Raw genomic sequence first — 13,069 nt, forward strand, 5'->3', positions numbered from 1 at the left:
GGCCGCCTGAAAACTGGCCCGGCCAATGCAGCCACAATGGGCAGCCATGCCGATAGACGACTACGACTCCAGCTCACTGGATTCTTCGCAAGACTCCCGGCTGACGCCAAGCCCGGCGGCGCCGCGGCGCAAGCGGCCTGGCTGGCTGACGCATGCGCTGCTGGGCGTTGCGGCGCTGGCGGCTGCGGGCACGGCTTTCTGGGTGCAGACGCAGCGCCACCATGTGCCCATCCGCATCGAGGCCGACGAAGTCATCGAAGCGGTGATGCAGCGCAACTATGGTGCCTACTCTGCGGAGCAAAAGGGCTGGCTGTGGACCGGGCCGCAGCAGGTGCACTACCTGATGCAGGTGGTGCAGCAGGCCAAGGTGGGGCCGGAAGACGGCGCGCAAGGTGACGACGAGCTGTATTTCGTCGCCGCCGGCACGCCGCTGCGGCCCACCCAGGCGGAGCCGACGCTGACCGGGCTGTTCCAGGTCAAGGGCAACATGGCCAAGCGCGACGGTTCGCTGCTGGAGGTCAGCACGCCACTGCGGCAGGAGCAAGGTGCCAGGCCATTGCAGCCGCAGGACGTGAAGTTCATGGCGCTGGGCGCCAAGACCTGGGGCTGGGTGCTGACCACGCACTACGACGCCAAGGCGGCGGACAAGCCGGCGGCGACCTGGCAGGTGGTGATGGCGCCGCACGAGGTCGACATCGCCGAGCTGGTCCGCTTCCCGGCCTCGCTGGCAGACGGCCCTGGCAGCGCATGCGAACCCACGGCAGGCCAGGCCGGCACAGCGGTCACCGAAGCCGACGGCAAGGTGGACGACGAGGAAACGGCCGCAGCCGAAGAACAGCGGCGCTGCAGCCACGCCCGCTGGACCTACCGCGCCGGCCCGGTGCCGGCCAAGGGCTTGTTGAGCTTCAGCGTCACGGGCGGCGGATTGGTCAATGGCGAACAGCGGCCGCAGAAGACCTGGGAGCTGGCGTTCGATCCCAAGCGCTTCCGCTATGCGCTGCCGGAAGACCTGAGCTTCTAGCTCGCAGCGCTGGCGGCCGGATCGATGTTGTCGATCACGATCTGCATCTCGATCAGCGGCACCGGGTAGGCCATCTCGCAGCGCCAGCCGCGGAAGCGTTGGCCAGACAAGCCTGCGCGCTGCAGCGCCAGGGCCAGCGTGTCCTGGTGGTCCGGCACGCCGGCCAGCGCCCAGGGCTTGCCGTCGTCGGGCATGCCGTGCGGCAGCGGGTCGATGGTGGCGCTGAGGTTGAGTTGCCGGTAGTGCCGATGGGTCGGGTCCGGTGGCGCCAGCGGCACGCCGGTGGGGCCGGGCAGGAAGAAGGTGATGCGCGGGCGGGCCCGCGGCCATAGGCTTTCGGCCATGAAGACGTCGCGCACCAGGCGGTGGCACGGGGTGTGCAGCATGTAGATGCGCAGGATCTGGCTGCTGGCGGCATCGTCCAGCTGGTGCCCGCGGTCGGCGCGGAAGGCGGTGGTCAGCGGACTGGGGATGGCAGCGCTGTCGCCGGGCAGCACGAAGGTGTTGATGCGCCCTTCACGTTCCAGCTGCAGCGCCGGCAGCGGCTGGCCGCTGGCTTCGGCGAGGATGAAATCGGCCGCGTCGTCGGTGCCGGGCCTACCTGCCAGGCTGCGCATGCGCGGCTCTTCACCATCGGGCGCGACCTCGTCCTGCACATGCAGGCTCAGCAGCGGCACCGCAGTGCCGGGTGTGACCCGCTGCAGGCCGATGCGGCGATGCACTTCGATGAAATCGAGGTGCCGGCCGTCCGGGCTCGGCACGATGAACAAGGCGGTGCTGACGGTCTCGGCGTAGTGGCCGAACAGAAAGGACACGGCCTTGAACGAGGCCTGGCGGGCCATGTGCTCACGGCGGGCGCGCACGTCTTCCTCGTTGGCGCCGAGTTGGGCATCCAGTCCCTGGCGACCACCGGGCAGCCGGTCCAGCAGCGACTGGAAGGCGTCGATGGCTGCGGCCAGCGGGCTGACCAGCGCCTCGTCGGCATGGCCCTGGGCACCGTCGATCAGCATGCGCAGCCCGGTGGGCGATGGCAGGCGGTGCAGGAATTCGGCGTCGGACTCGGCGCGCGTGGCCTGCACCAGCCGGCTGGCCAGGCTCTTGTCCAGTCCAGCGCTGCGCATCAGCCGGATCGGCCGCGGCGGCATGCCGGCGAGCTCGGCGATCAAGGGCGTCAACGCGGCTCGCAGCGCAGTCGCAACGGCCGTCACCGGCGACGTGCCACGGGCCGGCAGGTCGGCAGGCTCAGCGGCCGTGGCATCCGACGAGGACAGCGGGGAAAGCGCGAGGGAAGACATCGAAACAGCGGCCAGCGGTGCGGGACTAGGTGGTCCCGAGTATCGGTGAAGTGACCCCGGCGACGGCGCCAGCAAAGACGGGCCTGCCGCTGCGGCAGGCCCGAAAAACACCCGCATCGGTCACGAGGACCGCGAGCGGATGCTGGACTCAAGGCGCGATGGCCGCGTCCGGCAGCGTGATCAACATGCTGCGCTGGGTGTACGGCGAGCGCTTCATGACTTCGACGATGACCAGCTTGTCGCCCTTGGGCGTGATGGCGATCACGTTGGTCAGGTTGTAGCCCCTGGACGAGTAGCCATGGGTCTTCAGGAAGTCGGCCGCCAGGACCAGGCCGGTGGCCTTGGTCCAGAGGAAGCCGCTGGTGGCCGGCGTGAAGGTGGTGCGGGCCAGGCCGCCGACCAGCTTGCCATCGTCGGACAGCGCATTGGCATAGGCCATGCCGCCCCAATCGCTGTTGGGCAGGATGCCCAGGATCTTGGTCTCCCACTTCTTGCCGTTCCACTTCCAGCGGGCGGCCGCCGGGATGCCGGTTTCCGGGTCCGGCGCCTGGCCGACCAGGATGTCACCGTCACCGTTCACTGCCTCGGCTTCGCCGTAGTTCAGGTCCAGCCAGGTGCGCTCGCCGTTCACCCACACGGCCGGCAGGCGGCTGCCGGTGTTGGGGTCTTCTTCCCAGCCGGCCAGCACGCTGCCGTCCTTGTTGGCATCGTCGATGCGAGCCGAGCCGCCAGCCGTCGGCATGCCGACCATGCCGACCTTGGCCTTCCAGACGCTGCCATGTGCGCTGCCACCGCTCTGGTTCGGGCGCCAGTACAGGCCGGTGATGACTTTGCCGTCGCGCGACATGCCCCAGACCGAACCGTCGTCGGTGTCCATCACGCCGCCATCGGCCGGCAGCGGCTTCAGCACGGTCCAGCCTTTTTCCGCGGTCCACACCGCTTGGGTGCCGTAGGTGTTGGCGTCGTTCATCACCGTGGCCGCCACCTTCTTGCCATCACCGGAAATGGCAGGAAGGCCAGGCGGCGGAATGCCGATCTCGGTGGCCATGTTGCGGCCCAGCAGGGTCAGGCCGGTGCTGGCGTTCCAGTGGAAGGTCTCGTAGGTGCCGTACATCTGGCCGGTGGCGGACTGGCCATCGGTGGACAGGTCGGTCACCAGGCATTCGCAGATCTGCACCGCGGTGGCGGTTTGGGCCTGCGCCAGCGAAGGCAGCAACGCGGCGATGGCCGCAGCGATCACGCCGGCAGCCGGCAAGGACTTGCTCATCAACATCTCCAACCCCTCTATGTTCAGACTCAATCCATCCACACGCAGGCCGGCGCGCTGCTGGCCCACAAGCTCATTGCCGGCGTGCAATCCATCACCACACCCGGCACCGTGAACTGACTTTAGCCATCTGTCATATTTTCTTCAAGAGTTCTCCCAGAGATTTTTACGACCTTTTCACCCTTCTTTCTAGGGGAGCAAAAACCCTGGAACTCGAACCCACGCGACCCCACATGACCCGCCTTAGCACTCAACCGGAGGGAGTGCTAATATCCGCGGAACCAATTTCCTGGCACACGAGTCCACCACCACATGACCATGACCTCCACCAACGCCCTGGCCTTGCGTGATCCGTGGGCCCTGGTGCCGCCGATCGGCAACCTGGATGCCTACATCACCGCGGTCAACCGCATTCCGCTGCTCACGCCGGAAGAAGAAGGTGAGTTCGCGCGCCAGTTGCGCGACAAGGACGACGTACAGGCCGCCGGCCGATTGGTGCTGTCGCACCTGCGCCTGGTCGTGTCGGTCTCGCGCCAGTACCTGGGTTACGGCCTGCCGCAAGGCGACCTGATCCAGGAAGGCAACGTCGGCCTGATGAAGGCGGTGCGCCGCTTTGACCCGGAACAAGGCGTGCGCTTGGTCAGCTACGCGCTGCACTGGATCAAGGCCGAGATCCACGAGTACATCCTGAAGAACTGGCGCATGGTCAAGGTCGCGACGACCAAGGCCCAGCGCAAGCTGTTCTTCAACCTGCGTTCGATGAAGCAGACGCTGAAGAGCAAGTCTGGCGACCAGAGTTTCCGCGCGACGCTGACGCCTGACGAAGTGGCGACCATGGCCCGCGACTTGAACGTCAAGCCGGAAGAGGTCGTCGAGATGGAAACCCGGCTGTCGGGTGGCGACGTGGCTTTCGAGCCGCAGGGCGACGAAGGCGAGGAAACCTTCGCCCCCATCGCCTACCTGGCCGACGACACGCAGGAGCCGACCCGGGTGCTGGAAGCACGTGGCCGCGACTGGCTGGGCAGCGACGGCATTGCCCATGCGCTGGACCAGCTCGACCCCCGCAGCCGCCGCATCGTCGAGGAACGCTGGCTGAAGGTCAACGACGACAGCTCCGGCGGCATGACGCTGCATGAGCTGGCGGCCGACTACGGCGTCAGCGCAGAGCGCATCCGCCAGATCGAAGTGGCGGCGATGAAGAAGATGCGCAAGGCGCTGGAAGCGGCCTGAACGCTTCCGCCCTGCGATGCAAAACAGCTCCCTCGGGAGCCGTTTTCGTTGTAGGGCCAGCCGGCCTCAGCCTTCGGCCAGCAACTGCTTCAGGTCCTGCGCCAGCACGTCCGGCCCGCCGCCATAGCGGGTGAACACCCGCACCCTGCCCTGGCGGTCGAACAGGTAGGAGCCGGCGGTGTGGTCCAGCGTGTAGCTGCTTTCGGTCTTGCCAGGCACCTTCGCGAAAAACACCTTGAAGCCCTTGGCTGCCGCCAGCGTCTGCTCCGGCGTGCCGCGCAGCGCGATGAAGTCCGGCCCGAAGTTGGCCATGTAGGCCTTCAGCACCGGGCCGGTGTCGCGCTCCGGGTCCAGCGTGACGAAGATCGGCAGCACGTCCTTGCCCTGCTCGCCAAGCTGCTGCTTGACTGCCGCCAGCTCGCCCATCGTCGTCGGGCAGACGTCCGGGCATTGCGTGTAGCCGAAGAACACCACCAGCACCTTGCCCTTGTACTGGGCCAGCGTGCGCGGCTGGCCGTCCACGTCCTGCAGGCTGAGGCCGCTGGCGTACTCGGCGCCGGTGATGTCCACGCCTTTGAAGCCGGCGGTGGGGCCTGGGCGGTCGCAGGCGGCCAGCGCCAGCGCGGCGGTCGCCGCCAGCCAGTGGCGGCGGGACCAGGCAGTTGCTTGAGGGTTCATCGAACGGACATCGGGTTGCGACGCAGCCGGCTCAGCGCAAGCCGGCCAGCAGCGGACTCAGGTAGTGGTCCACCAGCAGCGCGGCGAACAGCAGCGCCAGGTAAAGGATGGAGAAGAAGAAGGTGCGGCGGGCCAGCGCGTCGGAGTAATTGCGCCACAGCCGGAAACCGTAGGCAATGAACCAGAAGCCCAGCACCAGCGCGCTGGCCAGGTAGATCCAGCCGCTCATGCCGTAGACAAACGGCATCAGCGTGCCGGCCAGCAGCACGATGGTGTAGAGGAACACATGCAGCCGCGTCAGCTCGGCGCCGTGGGTCACCGGCAGCATCGGCAGGCCGGAGCGTCGGTAGTCGTCGGCGCGGTACAGCGCCAGCGCCCAGAAGTGCGGCGGAGTCCACAGGAAGATGATCAGGCACAGCAGCCAGGCTTCCGGCCCGGCGTCGCCCCGCACCGCTGCCCAGCCCAGCACCGGCGGCATCGCGCCCGATGCGCCGCCGATGACGATGTTCTGCGGCGTGCGCGGCTTCAGCACCACGGTGTAGATGACGGCGTAGCCGACGAAGGTGGCCAGCGTCAGCCAGGTCGTCAGCGGGTTGACCCAGATCCACAACATGAGGCAGCCGGCCAGGCACAGCACGCCCGAGAACAGCAAGGTGTCGCGCGGCGCCAGCTCGCCCTTGGCGGTCGGCCGCCAGGCGGTGCGCTTCATGCGCTGGTCGATCTTGGCCTCGATCAGGCAGTTGAACGCCGCCGCCGCACCCGCCACCAGCCAGATGCCCAGCGTGCCAGCCACCAGCACCCGCCAGGGCGGGATGCCAGGGCTGGCCAGCAGCATGCCGATGACGGCGCAGAAGACGATCAGCTGCACCACGCGCGGCTTGGTCAGCGCCCGGTACTGGGCCCATTTGGACATCGGGGCGGGAGACGAAACAGCGGGCGCGGCGGCCATGGGCGGACTCATGTGGACAAGGCAGGGCCGCGCGACGCGGCAGCGGCCGGAGAAGATGACACCTGCTGCACTCGCGCCAACCTGGCGCGGGCGAGCAAGCCCACCATTGTCGCCAACAGTGCAGCCGCGCCGGCACTGTGGGCCAATGCCCCCAACAGCGGCCACTGCAAGACCACGTTGCCAATGCCGCTGGCCAGCTGCAGCGCCAGCAAGGCCAGCAAGGCTTGCGCGTAGCCGCGGGCTTCGCCACCCCGGCGCCACAAGGCCACGATGAGCGCCAGCATGGCCACGCCCAGCAGCGCCGCCACCAGCCGGTGCACCCAATGGATGGCCACCAGCGCGTCCAGCGCCAGGTAACCGCCATGGCCGGACCGGCCCAGTTCGCGCAGCAGCGTGAAGCCCTGGTGGAAATCGGCCTGCGGCCACCACTGGCCGTTGCACTGCGGAAAGCCCTGGCATGCCACGACGGCGTAGTTGGTGCTCACCCAGCCGCCCAGCGCGATCTGCAGCACCAGCAGCGCCAGGACGCCGCCCGCCCCGCGCCGCAAGGCAGGCGACAGCAACAATGCACGGTCGCGGTAGGCCTGGTGCTGCAGCATCAGCAAGGCCAGCAACACCATTGCGCCCAGCAGGTGGCCAGTGACGATGGCCGGGTAGAGCTTCAGCGTCACGGTGTACTTGCCGAACATGCCTTGCACGATGACCCAGACCAGCGTGAGCACCGGCCAGGCCAGCGAATGCGGCAGGCGTTTTCGGGCCATGAAGCTGAGCACCGCCAGCACCAGACACAAGGCGCCGACGACCATCGCCAGGTAACGGTGGACCATCTCGATCCAGGCCTTGTGCCAGGTCACCGGGCCGGTGGGCATCGCGGCCTGCGCGGCCTGGATCTCTTCCTGTGCATGCAAGGGGCTGGCTTCACCGTAACAGCCAGGCCAGTCCGGGCAACCGAGGCCCGAATCGGTCAGCCGGGTGAAGGCGCCGAAGGCAATCAGGTCGAAGGTCAGGAACAGCGTCAAGGCCGTCAGCGCAGCCAGCCGGGCCGGCGTATCCGCTCCGCGGCGGCGCAGCCAGACCCAGCCCAGCGGCAGCAGCGCCAGCGTGGCCGCGCCCAGCAGCAGCGGCACGAAAACCGCCCAGCGCGGGTCCAGCATCAGCGCGGCTCCCGGCCCGGCCGGTCCCAGAAAGCCGAGGCGCGCAGCAGGCGCTCCAGGTCCTTCTTGAACTTCTCCGGCGCCAGCGGCACAGGCGTGCGCATCATCCACTCACCCATCGGATCGATCAGGTAGAGGTGGTCTTCCAGCGCCTGGCCTGGCGCCGGCTGCAGCCAGGCTGTCAAGGCCTCGCGTGGCACGCGCAGCACCGTCGCCGGCACGCCGGCCTGCATGGCCTGTGCGATGGGCGGGCGCAGCGGTGCGTTGTCCACCACCAGCCAGACGCGGTCGATGCGGTCCTTCTCGCGGCCCATCATCTCGCGCAGCTGGCGCTGGTCGTACAGCAGCGCTTCGCAGCGGCTGTCGCAATCACCTCCGGCCACGACGATCATCAGCCACTGGTTCTTCAGGCTGCCGGCGGGTACGGGCTGCCCGCCCAGGCTGCGCAGCGGCAGGTCGGCCGGCAGGCCGCGCGTGGGCTGGATCAGCTCGGCATAGTTGCTGCGCGTCTGCGGCCGCACCACGAAATACAGGAAGTAGGACGCCGCCACCGGTGCCAGGCAGGCCAGCAGCACCAGCAGCATGGTCGCGCGGCCCCGCTTGCGCTGTGCGTCTGGCAGCGTCACGGCTGGCGTGTGCACCGTCATGGCCAGCGGATCATGCGCGGGCACGGCGGGGTCGAATGAGTTGGAACCAGACATAAAGACCCGCGATCATGGCGCAGAAAACAAACCATTGGGCTGCGTAACCGTAATGCTTGGCGACGTCGACCGCCGGCTGTGGCCAGTCGCGCAGCAAGCCATCGTCCTGAGGCACACCGCCCAAGGCCATCGGCGCCAGGGCCTGCACCGACAGCGGCCGCAGCGACAGGCCTTGCTGCGCGGCGAAAGCCTCACGGTCCAGGTTCTGGCGGATCGGCCCGGGCGCATCTTCGCCCAGTTGCGTCAGCCGCGACGGCCACGGTGCCACGCGGCCGGTGACCTGCACTTCACCTTCGGGTGTCGGAACCTGTGGCAGGCGCGTGCGGTCCAGTTGGTCGCGCGGCGCCCAGCCGCGCTGCACCAGCACCGCGTCGCCAGCGGCCAGGCGCAGCGGCGTCAGCATGAAGAATCCGGGCCGTCCCTGCATCTGCCGGTTGTCGAGAAAGACGGTGGCGCCGGGCACCCAGTGGCCTGTGAGCGTGATGGGGCGATAGGCCTGCTCGTCGGCCTGCAACTGGGTGCGCGCCAGGCTGTCGTTGCCCAGCGCCGGCAGCCGGCCGTGTTCGGTGATCTCCGCCTGCAGCACCAGCTTCTGTTTGGCCCGGTCCAGTTGCCACAAGCCCATGCGGGCCATCAAGGCCATGCCCAACAAGGCCGCCAGCAACACCAGTCCGCGACGTTGGCCGGCCGTCATTGCCATGCGGCAAACCCTGCCCATGCCTGGGTCCGGTGAACGCAAATAATGCTCGGCATGAAAATCGTGATCCTGCTGGCGCTGTTCGCCATTGTCGTGGTGCTGGCCAGCGCCGGTGTGTTCATGCTGCGCCGGCCTGGCAGCGACGGGGCCCAACACAAGCGCATGGCGAGGGCCCTGGCGTTGCGCGTGGGGCTATCGATCACGCTGTTCCTGTTGGTGCTGCTGGCCTGGCAGATGGGCTGGATCGAGCCGCGCGGCATTCCGCTGGGGCGGTGAAGCCGGCACAAAAAACGCCGCGTCGAGCGGCGTTTCTGTCAATCGCCGAGCGAGCTCACATCCAGTAGACGACCAGGTAAAGGCCCAGCCAAACCACGTCCACGAAGTGCCAGTACCAGGCGGCGCCTTCGAAGCCGAAGTGGCGCTGCGGCGTGAAGTGGCCCTTGCTCAGGCGGATGGTGATGAACAGCAGCATCAGCATGCCCACGAACACGTGGAAACCGTGGAAGCCGGTCAGCATGAAGAAGGTCGAGCCATAAATCCCGGAGCTGAGCTTGAGGTTCAGCTCGGTGTAGGCATGGTGGTACTCGTAGACCTGGAAGCCCAGGAACAGGATGCCCAGCAGCACGGTCACGCACATCCAGGCAACCGTCTTGCTGCGGTGGCCAGCGATCAGCGCGTGGTGGGCAATCGTCAGCGTGACGCCGGAGGTCAGCAGGATGCCGGTGTTGATGGTCGGGATGGGCCACGGGCCCATCGTGGTGAACGGCGCCACTGTGCCTGCCGGCGAAGCGGTCATGCCGGCGGCGGTGCTGGGCCACACGGCCTTGAAGTCCGGCCACAGCAGCTGGTTCTCGATGCTGCCCAGCGACGGCAGCGCATGTACGCGAGCCCAGTACAAGGCGCCGAAGAAGGCCGCGAAGAACATCACCTCCGAGAAGATGAACCAGCTCATGCTCCAGCGGTAGGAAACGTCGATGCGGTCCGAATACTGGCCCGATTCGCTTTCGCCAATCGCCTGGCTGAACCACTGGAACAGCACGGTCAGCCAGATCAGCAGGCCGGCCGCCAGCGAATACGCGCCCCAGCCGTGGCCGTTGACCCACTGGCCGGCACCGAGGATGACGAAAAACAGGCCAATGGCCGCCATCACCGGGTGTCGCGATGGCGCCGGAATGAAGTAGTACGGCGCGGTGCCTAGGCTGCCGGCAGCGGGCATGTGAGCGGACATGTTCGGGGTCTCCTCGTCTTCTCTCGAAACTTTGAAATTGCTAGGCGCTGGCGGCCGCGCCGCTGCCCACCACCCAGTTCGCCAGCAGCACCAGCGCCAGCACGAACAACGCCGCGCCAATGACCGCCGCCACCACCAGGTGCAGCGGATTGAGCTGGCCCAGGTCGCGCTCGTAATCCGTGCCGCGGCGCACACCAAAGAAGGACCAGGCGACCGCCTTCAGCGTGCCCAGGAACGAGCCTTTGCGCGCCAGCAGCGAAGGTTCAGCAGCGGGCTTGTCGGTCATGTCAGCCCCTCGTCCAACGAATACGTCGGCCGATCCCCCGACGGGATGCGGGCCAGCTTGGGAGCGGCCCGGCGCCCGGCCCGCGCGGAACAGGATGATGCAAAGGGGTTCATGACGGCGCTCGCACGGCATCCGCCAGCACAGGCACCGGCGCCTGTGCGGTGTGGCCAGCCGGTGCCGCTGGCACTTTGCCGCCGACCTCGAAGAAGGTGTAGGACAGCGTGATCGTGGTCACGTCCTTGGGCAGCTTCGGGTCCAGGTAGAACACCACCGGCCACTGCTTGCCTTCACCGGGCGCCAGCACGTACTCGTTGAAGCAGAAGCATTCGAGCTTGTTGAAATACGGCGAGGCCTGGTGCGGCGCGTAGCTGGGAATGGCCTGCGCGGCCATCGTGCGGTCCTGCACATTGCGGAACTGGTACATCACGGTCGCCATCTCGCCCGGGTGCACCTGCAGCGAATTGACCGCCGGCTTGAACTCCCACGGCCCGCGTGCATTGGCGTCGAACTCCACCGTCACGGTGCGGCTCATGTCCACCTGCGTATTGGCCGGCAGCTTGCGCGCGCCGCCACCGCCATTCGGCTCGGCCAGTGACAGCACGTTGATGCCCAGCGCTTCGCAGATGTGCTTGTACAGCGGCACCAGCCCATAGCCAAACGCGAACATGCAAAACGTCACGACCAGCAGCTTGGCCGTCATCTGCAGGTTGTCGCGGCGCAGGGCGGTCAGTTTCATGGATGAAGCGGCAGACCGTCAGAGGAAAGCAAGCGGGCCTGCACTCAGTGGCCTTGGGTCAGCAAGACCTTGAGCACAAAGCCGACACCCAGCGAGATCGAGATCGTCGCCAGGATCAGGGCCAGCCGCAGGTTGGCTTTGCGTTGTTCGGGGGTCAGGGCCACGGAGGTGCGTACTCGGAAATGCGATCAGCCGATGATGCGCGTGGCGCTGGCGTCCAGCTTGGGCGGGGTTTCGAAGGTGTGGAACGGGGCCGGCGACGGCACTTCCCATTCCAGGCCCTCGGCACCTTCCCAAGGCTTTTGCGGCGCAGGCTCGCCCTTGCCGCGCATCGCAGGCACGACCACGAACAGGAAGAAATAGACCTGCATCAGCCCGAAGCCGAAGGCGCCGATGGAGGCCAGCGCATTGAAGTCGGCGAACTGCATCGGGTAGTCGGCATAGCGGCGGGGCATGCCGGCCAGACCCAGGAAGTGCATCGGGAAGAAGGTCACGTTGAAGAAGATCAGCGAGCCCCAGAAGTGGATCTTGCCGCGAGTCTCCGAATACATCACGCCGGTCCACTTGGGCGACCAGTAGTAATAGCCGGCGAACATGCCGTACAGCGAGCCGGCCACCAGCACGTAGTGGAAGTGGGCGACGACGTAGTAGGTGTCCTGCAGCTGCTGGTCGATCGGCGCCATCGACAGGATCAGGCCGGTGAAACCGCCCATCGAGAACACGAACAGGAAGCCGACTGCGAACAGCATCGGCGTCTCGAAGGTCATCGAACCGCGCCACATCGTGGCGATCCAGTTGAAGACCTTCACGCCCGTGGGCACCGCGATCAGCATGGTCGCGTACATGAAGAACAGCTGGCCCGTCACCGGCATGCCGGTGGTGTACATGTGGTGGGCCCAGACGATGAAGGACAGGATGGCGATCGAGCCGGTCGCATAGACCATCGAGGTGTAGCCGAACAGCTTCTTGCGCGCGAACGCCGGGATGATGGCGCTGACGATGCCGAAGGCCGGCAGGATCATGATGTAGACCTCCGGGTGCCCGAAGAACCAGAAGATGTGCTGGTACATGATCGGGTCGCCACCGCCGGCCGGATTGAAGAAGCTGGTGCCGAAGTGGCGGTCGGTCAGCGTCATCGTGATCGCGCCGGCCAGCACCGGCATCACGGCGATCAGCAGGTAGGCGGTGATCAGCCAGGTCCAGGCGAACAGCGGCATCTTCATCAGCGTCATGCCGGGCGCGCGCATGTTCAGGATGGTGACGATGATGTTGATCGAACCCATGATGGACGAGGCGCCCATGATGTGCATCGCGAAGATGCCGGCGTCCATCGACGGGCCCATCTGCAGCGTCAGCGGCGCATAAAGCGTCCAGCCCGCCGCCGGTGCGCCACCGGGCATGAAGAACGATGAAACCAGCATCAGCGCGGCCGGGATCAGCAGCCAGAAGCTGAAGTTGTTCATGCGCGCGAAAGCCATGTCCGCCGCGCCGATCTGCAGCGGGATCATCCAGTTCGCGAAGCCGACGAAGGCCGGCATGATGGCCCCGAACACCATGATCAGCCCGTGCATGGTGGTGAACTGGTTGAACAGTTCGGGGTTGAAGAACTGAAGGCCCGGCTTGAACAGCTCGGCCCGGATGCACAGCGCCAGGATGCCGCCGATGATCAGCATCGTGAAGCTGAACAGCAGGTACAGCGTGCCGATGTCCTTGTGGTTGGTCGCAAAGACCCAGCGGCGCCAGCCATGGGGATGCCCATGGTCGTCGTGCGCGTGGCCGTGATCCCCGTGATGGTCGAGAACAGCACTCATGACTTTTCCTTTTCAG

At 66.9% G+C, this 13,069-nt stretch carries 15 protein-coding genes; 3 read left to right on the forward strand and 12 right to left on the reverse strand.

The features are described 5' to 3' along the window. Window positions 1-46 precede the first annotated feature (46 nt). Window positions 47-1,021 (forward strand): hypothetical protein, encoded by a 975-nt coding sequence (locus tag AC3WR5_RS14770; RefSeq protein ID WP_492485530.1) that lies wholly within the window; start codon window positions 47-49, stop codon window positions 1,019-1,021. Here AC3WR5_RS14770 and AC3WR5_RS14775 read toward each other — a convergent pair. Both AC3WR5_RS14775 and AC3WR5_RS14780 read right to left on the reverse strand, forming a co-directional pair. After that, window positions 1,018-2,316, reverse strand: coding sequence for a hypothetical protein (locus AC3WR5_RS14775; RefSeq protein WP_492485531.1), 1,299 nt, complete (start codon window positions 2,314-2,316; stop codon window positions 1,018-1,020). The genes AC3WR5_RS14770 and AC3WR5_RS14775 overlap by 4 nt on opposite strands. Window positions 2,317-2,464: 148 nt before the next feature. Further along, complete coding sequence (locus tag AC3WR5_RS14780; protein ID WP_492485532.1) at window positions 2,465-3,583, reverse strand: hypothetical protein; 1,119 nt, start codon at window positions 3,581-3,583, stop codon at window positions 2,465-2,467. Window positions 3,584-3,895: 312 nt separating this feature from the next. Between AC3WR5_RS14780 and rpoH the strand changes: the two genes are divergently transcribed. After that, the gene (rpoH, locus tag AC3WR5_RS14785) at window positions 3,896-4,813 is read left to right on the forward strand and encodes an RNA polymerase sigma factor RpoH (protein ID WP_141289501.1); all 918 of its coding nucleotides are present in this window, start codon (window positions 3,896-3,898) and stop codon (window positions 4,811-4,813) included. Window positions 4,814-4,879: 66 nt separating this feature from the next. Here the strand turns inward: rpoH and AC3WR5_RS14790 are convergent, their stop codons facing one another. From AC3WR5_RS14790 to AC3WR5_RS14810, 5 genes are read right to left on the reverse strand one after another with little or no spacing between them, the layout of a single operon-like run. Continuing rightward, window positions 4,880-5,491 (reverse strand): SCO family protein, encoded by a 612-nt coding sequence (locus AC3WR5_RS14790; protein WP_492485533.1) that lies wholly within the window; start codon window positions 5,489-5,491, stop codon window positions 4,880-4,882. 31 nt (window positions 5,492-5,522) lie between these two features. Continuing rightward, window positions 5,523-6,452, reverse strand: coding sequence for a heme o synthase (cyoE, locus tag AC3WR5_RS14795; RefSeq protein ID WP_170200979.1), 930 nt, complete (start codon window positions 6,450-6,452; stop codon window positions 5,523-5,525). Beyond that, entirely contained in the window at window positions 6,449-7,594 is a 1,146-nt protein-coding gene (locus AC3WR5_RS14800) for a COX15/CtaA family protein (RefSeq protein ID WP_492485534.1), read from the reverse strand. The genes cyoE and AC3WR5_RS14800 overlap by 4 nt, the downstream gene beginning before the upstream one ends. Next, on the reverse strand, window positions 7,594-8,265 hold the full coding sequence (locus tag AC3WR5_RS14805) for an SCO family protein (RefSeq protein WP_492485535.1): 672 nt from the start codon (window positions 8,263-8,265) through the stop codon (window positions 7,594-7,596). Before AC3WR5_RS14805 ends, AC3WR5_RS14800 begins: the two co-directional genes overlap by 1 nt. Further along, entirely contained in the window at window positions 8,252-8,995 is a 744-nt protein-coding gene (locus AC3WR5_RS14810; RefSeq protein WP_492485536.1) for an SURF1 family protein, read from the reverse strand. Before AC3WR5_RS14810 ends, AC3WR5_RS14805 begins: the two co-directional genes overlap by 14 nt. Before the next feature lie 51 nt (window positions 8,996-9,046). On the opposite strand from AC3WR5_RS14810, the gene AC3WR5_RS14815 reads away from it, so the two are divergent. Then, entirely contained in the window at window positions 9,047-9,268 is a 222-nt protein-coding gene (locus AC3WR5_RS14815; protein ID WP_211361429.1) for a twin transmembrane helix small protein, read from the forward strand. Between the two features lie 55 nt (window positions 9,269-9,323). Here the strand turns inward: AC3WR5_RS14815 and AC3WR5_RS14820 are convergent, their stop codons facing one another. The 5 genes from AC3WR5_RS14820 to ctaD form a co-directional block, all read right to left on the reverse strand. Beyond that, a complete protein-coding gene (locus tag AC3WR5_RS14820) occupies window positions 9,324-10,220 on the reverse strand; it encodes a cytochrome c oxidase subunit 3 (RefSeq protein WP_492485537.1) in 897 nt (298 codons plus the stop codon). A 40-nt stretch (window positions 10,221-10,260) separates the two neighbouring features. Then, window positions 10,261-10,506, reverse strand: a complete 246-nt coding sequence (locus tag AC3WR5_RS14825; RefSeq protein WP_141288517.1) for a DUF2970 domain-containing protein — start codon at window positions 10,504-10,506, stop codon at window positions 10,261-10,263. Between the two features lie 109 nt (window positions 10,507-10,615). Further along, window positions 10,616-11,242: a cytochrome c oxidase assembly protein gene (locus AC3WR5_RS14830; RefSeq protein ID WP_492485538.1), complete on the reverse strand. Its 627-nt coding sequence runs from the start codon at window positions 11,240-11,242 to the stop codon at window positions 10,616-10,618. A gap of 44 nt (window positions 11,243-11,286) precedes the next feature. Beyond that, a complete protein-coding gene (locus AC3WR5_RS14835) occupies window positions 11,287-11,400 on the reverse strand; it encodes a cytochrome oxidase small assembly protein (protein ID WP_425551828.1) in 114 nt (37 codons plus the stop codon). A 30-nt stretch (window positions 11,401-11,430) separates the two neighbouring features. Continuing rightward, entirely contained in the window at window positions 11,431-13,053 is a 1,623-nt protein-coding gene (ctaD, locus tag AC3WR5_RS14840; RefSeq protein ID WP_141288519.1) for a cytochrome c oxidase subunit I, read from the reverse strand. Between the last annotated feature and the right edge of the window lie 16 nt (window positions 13,054-13,069).

Source organism: Ideonella sp. FW305-24, from assembly GCF_058788035.1.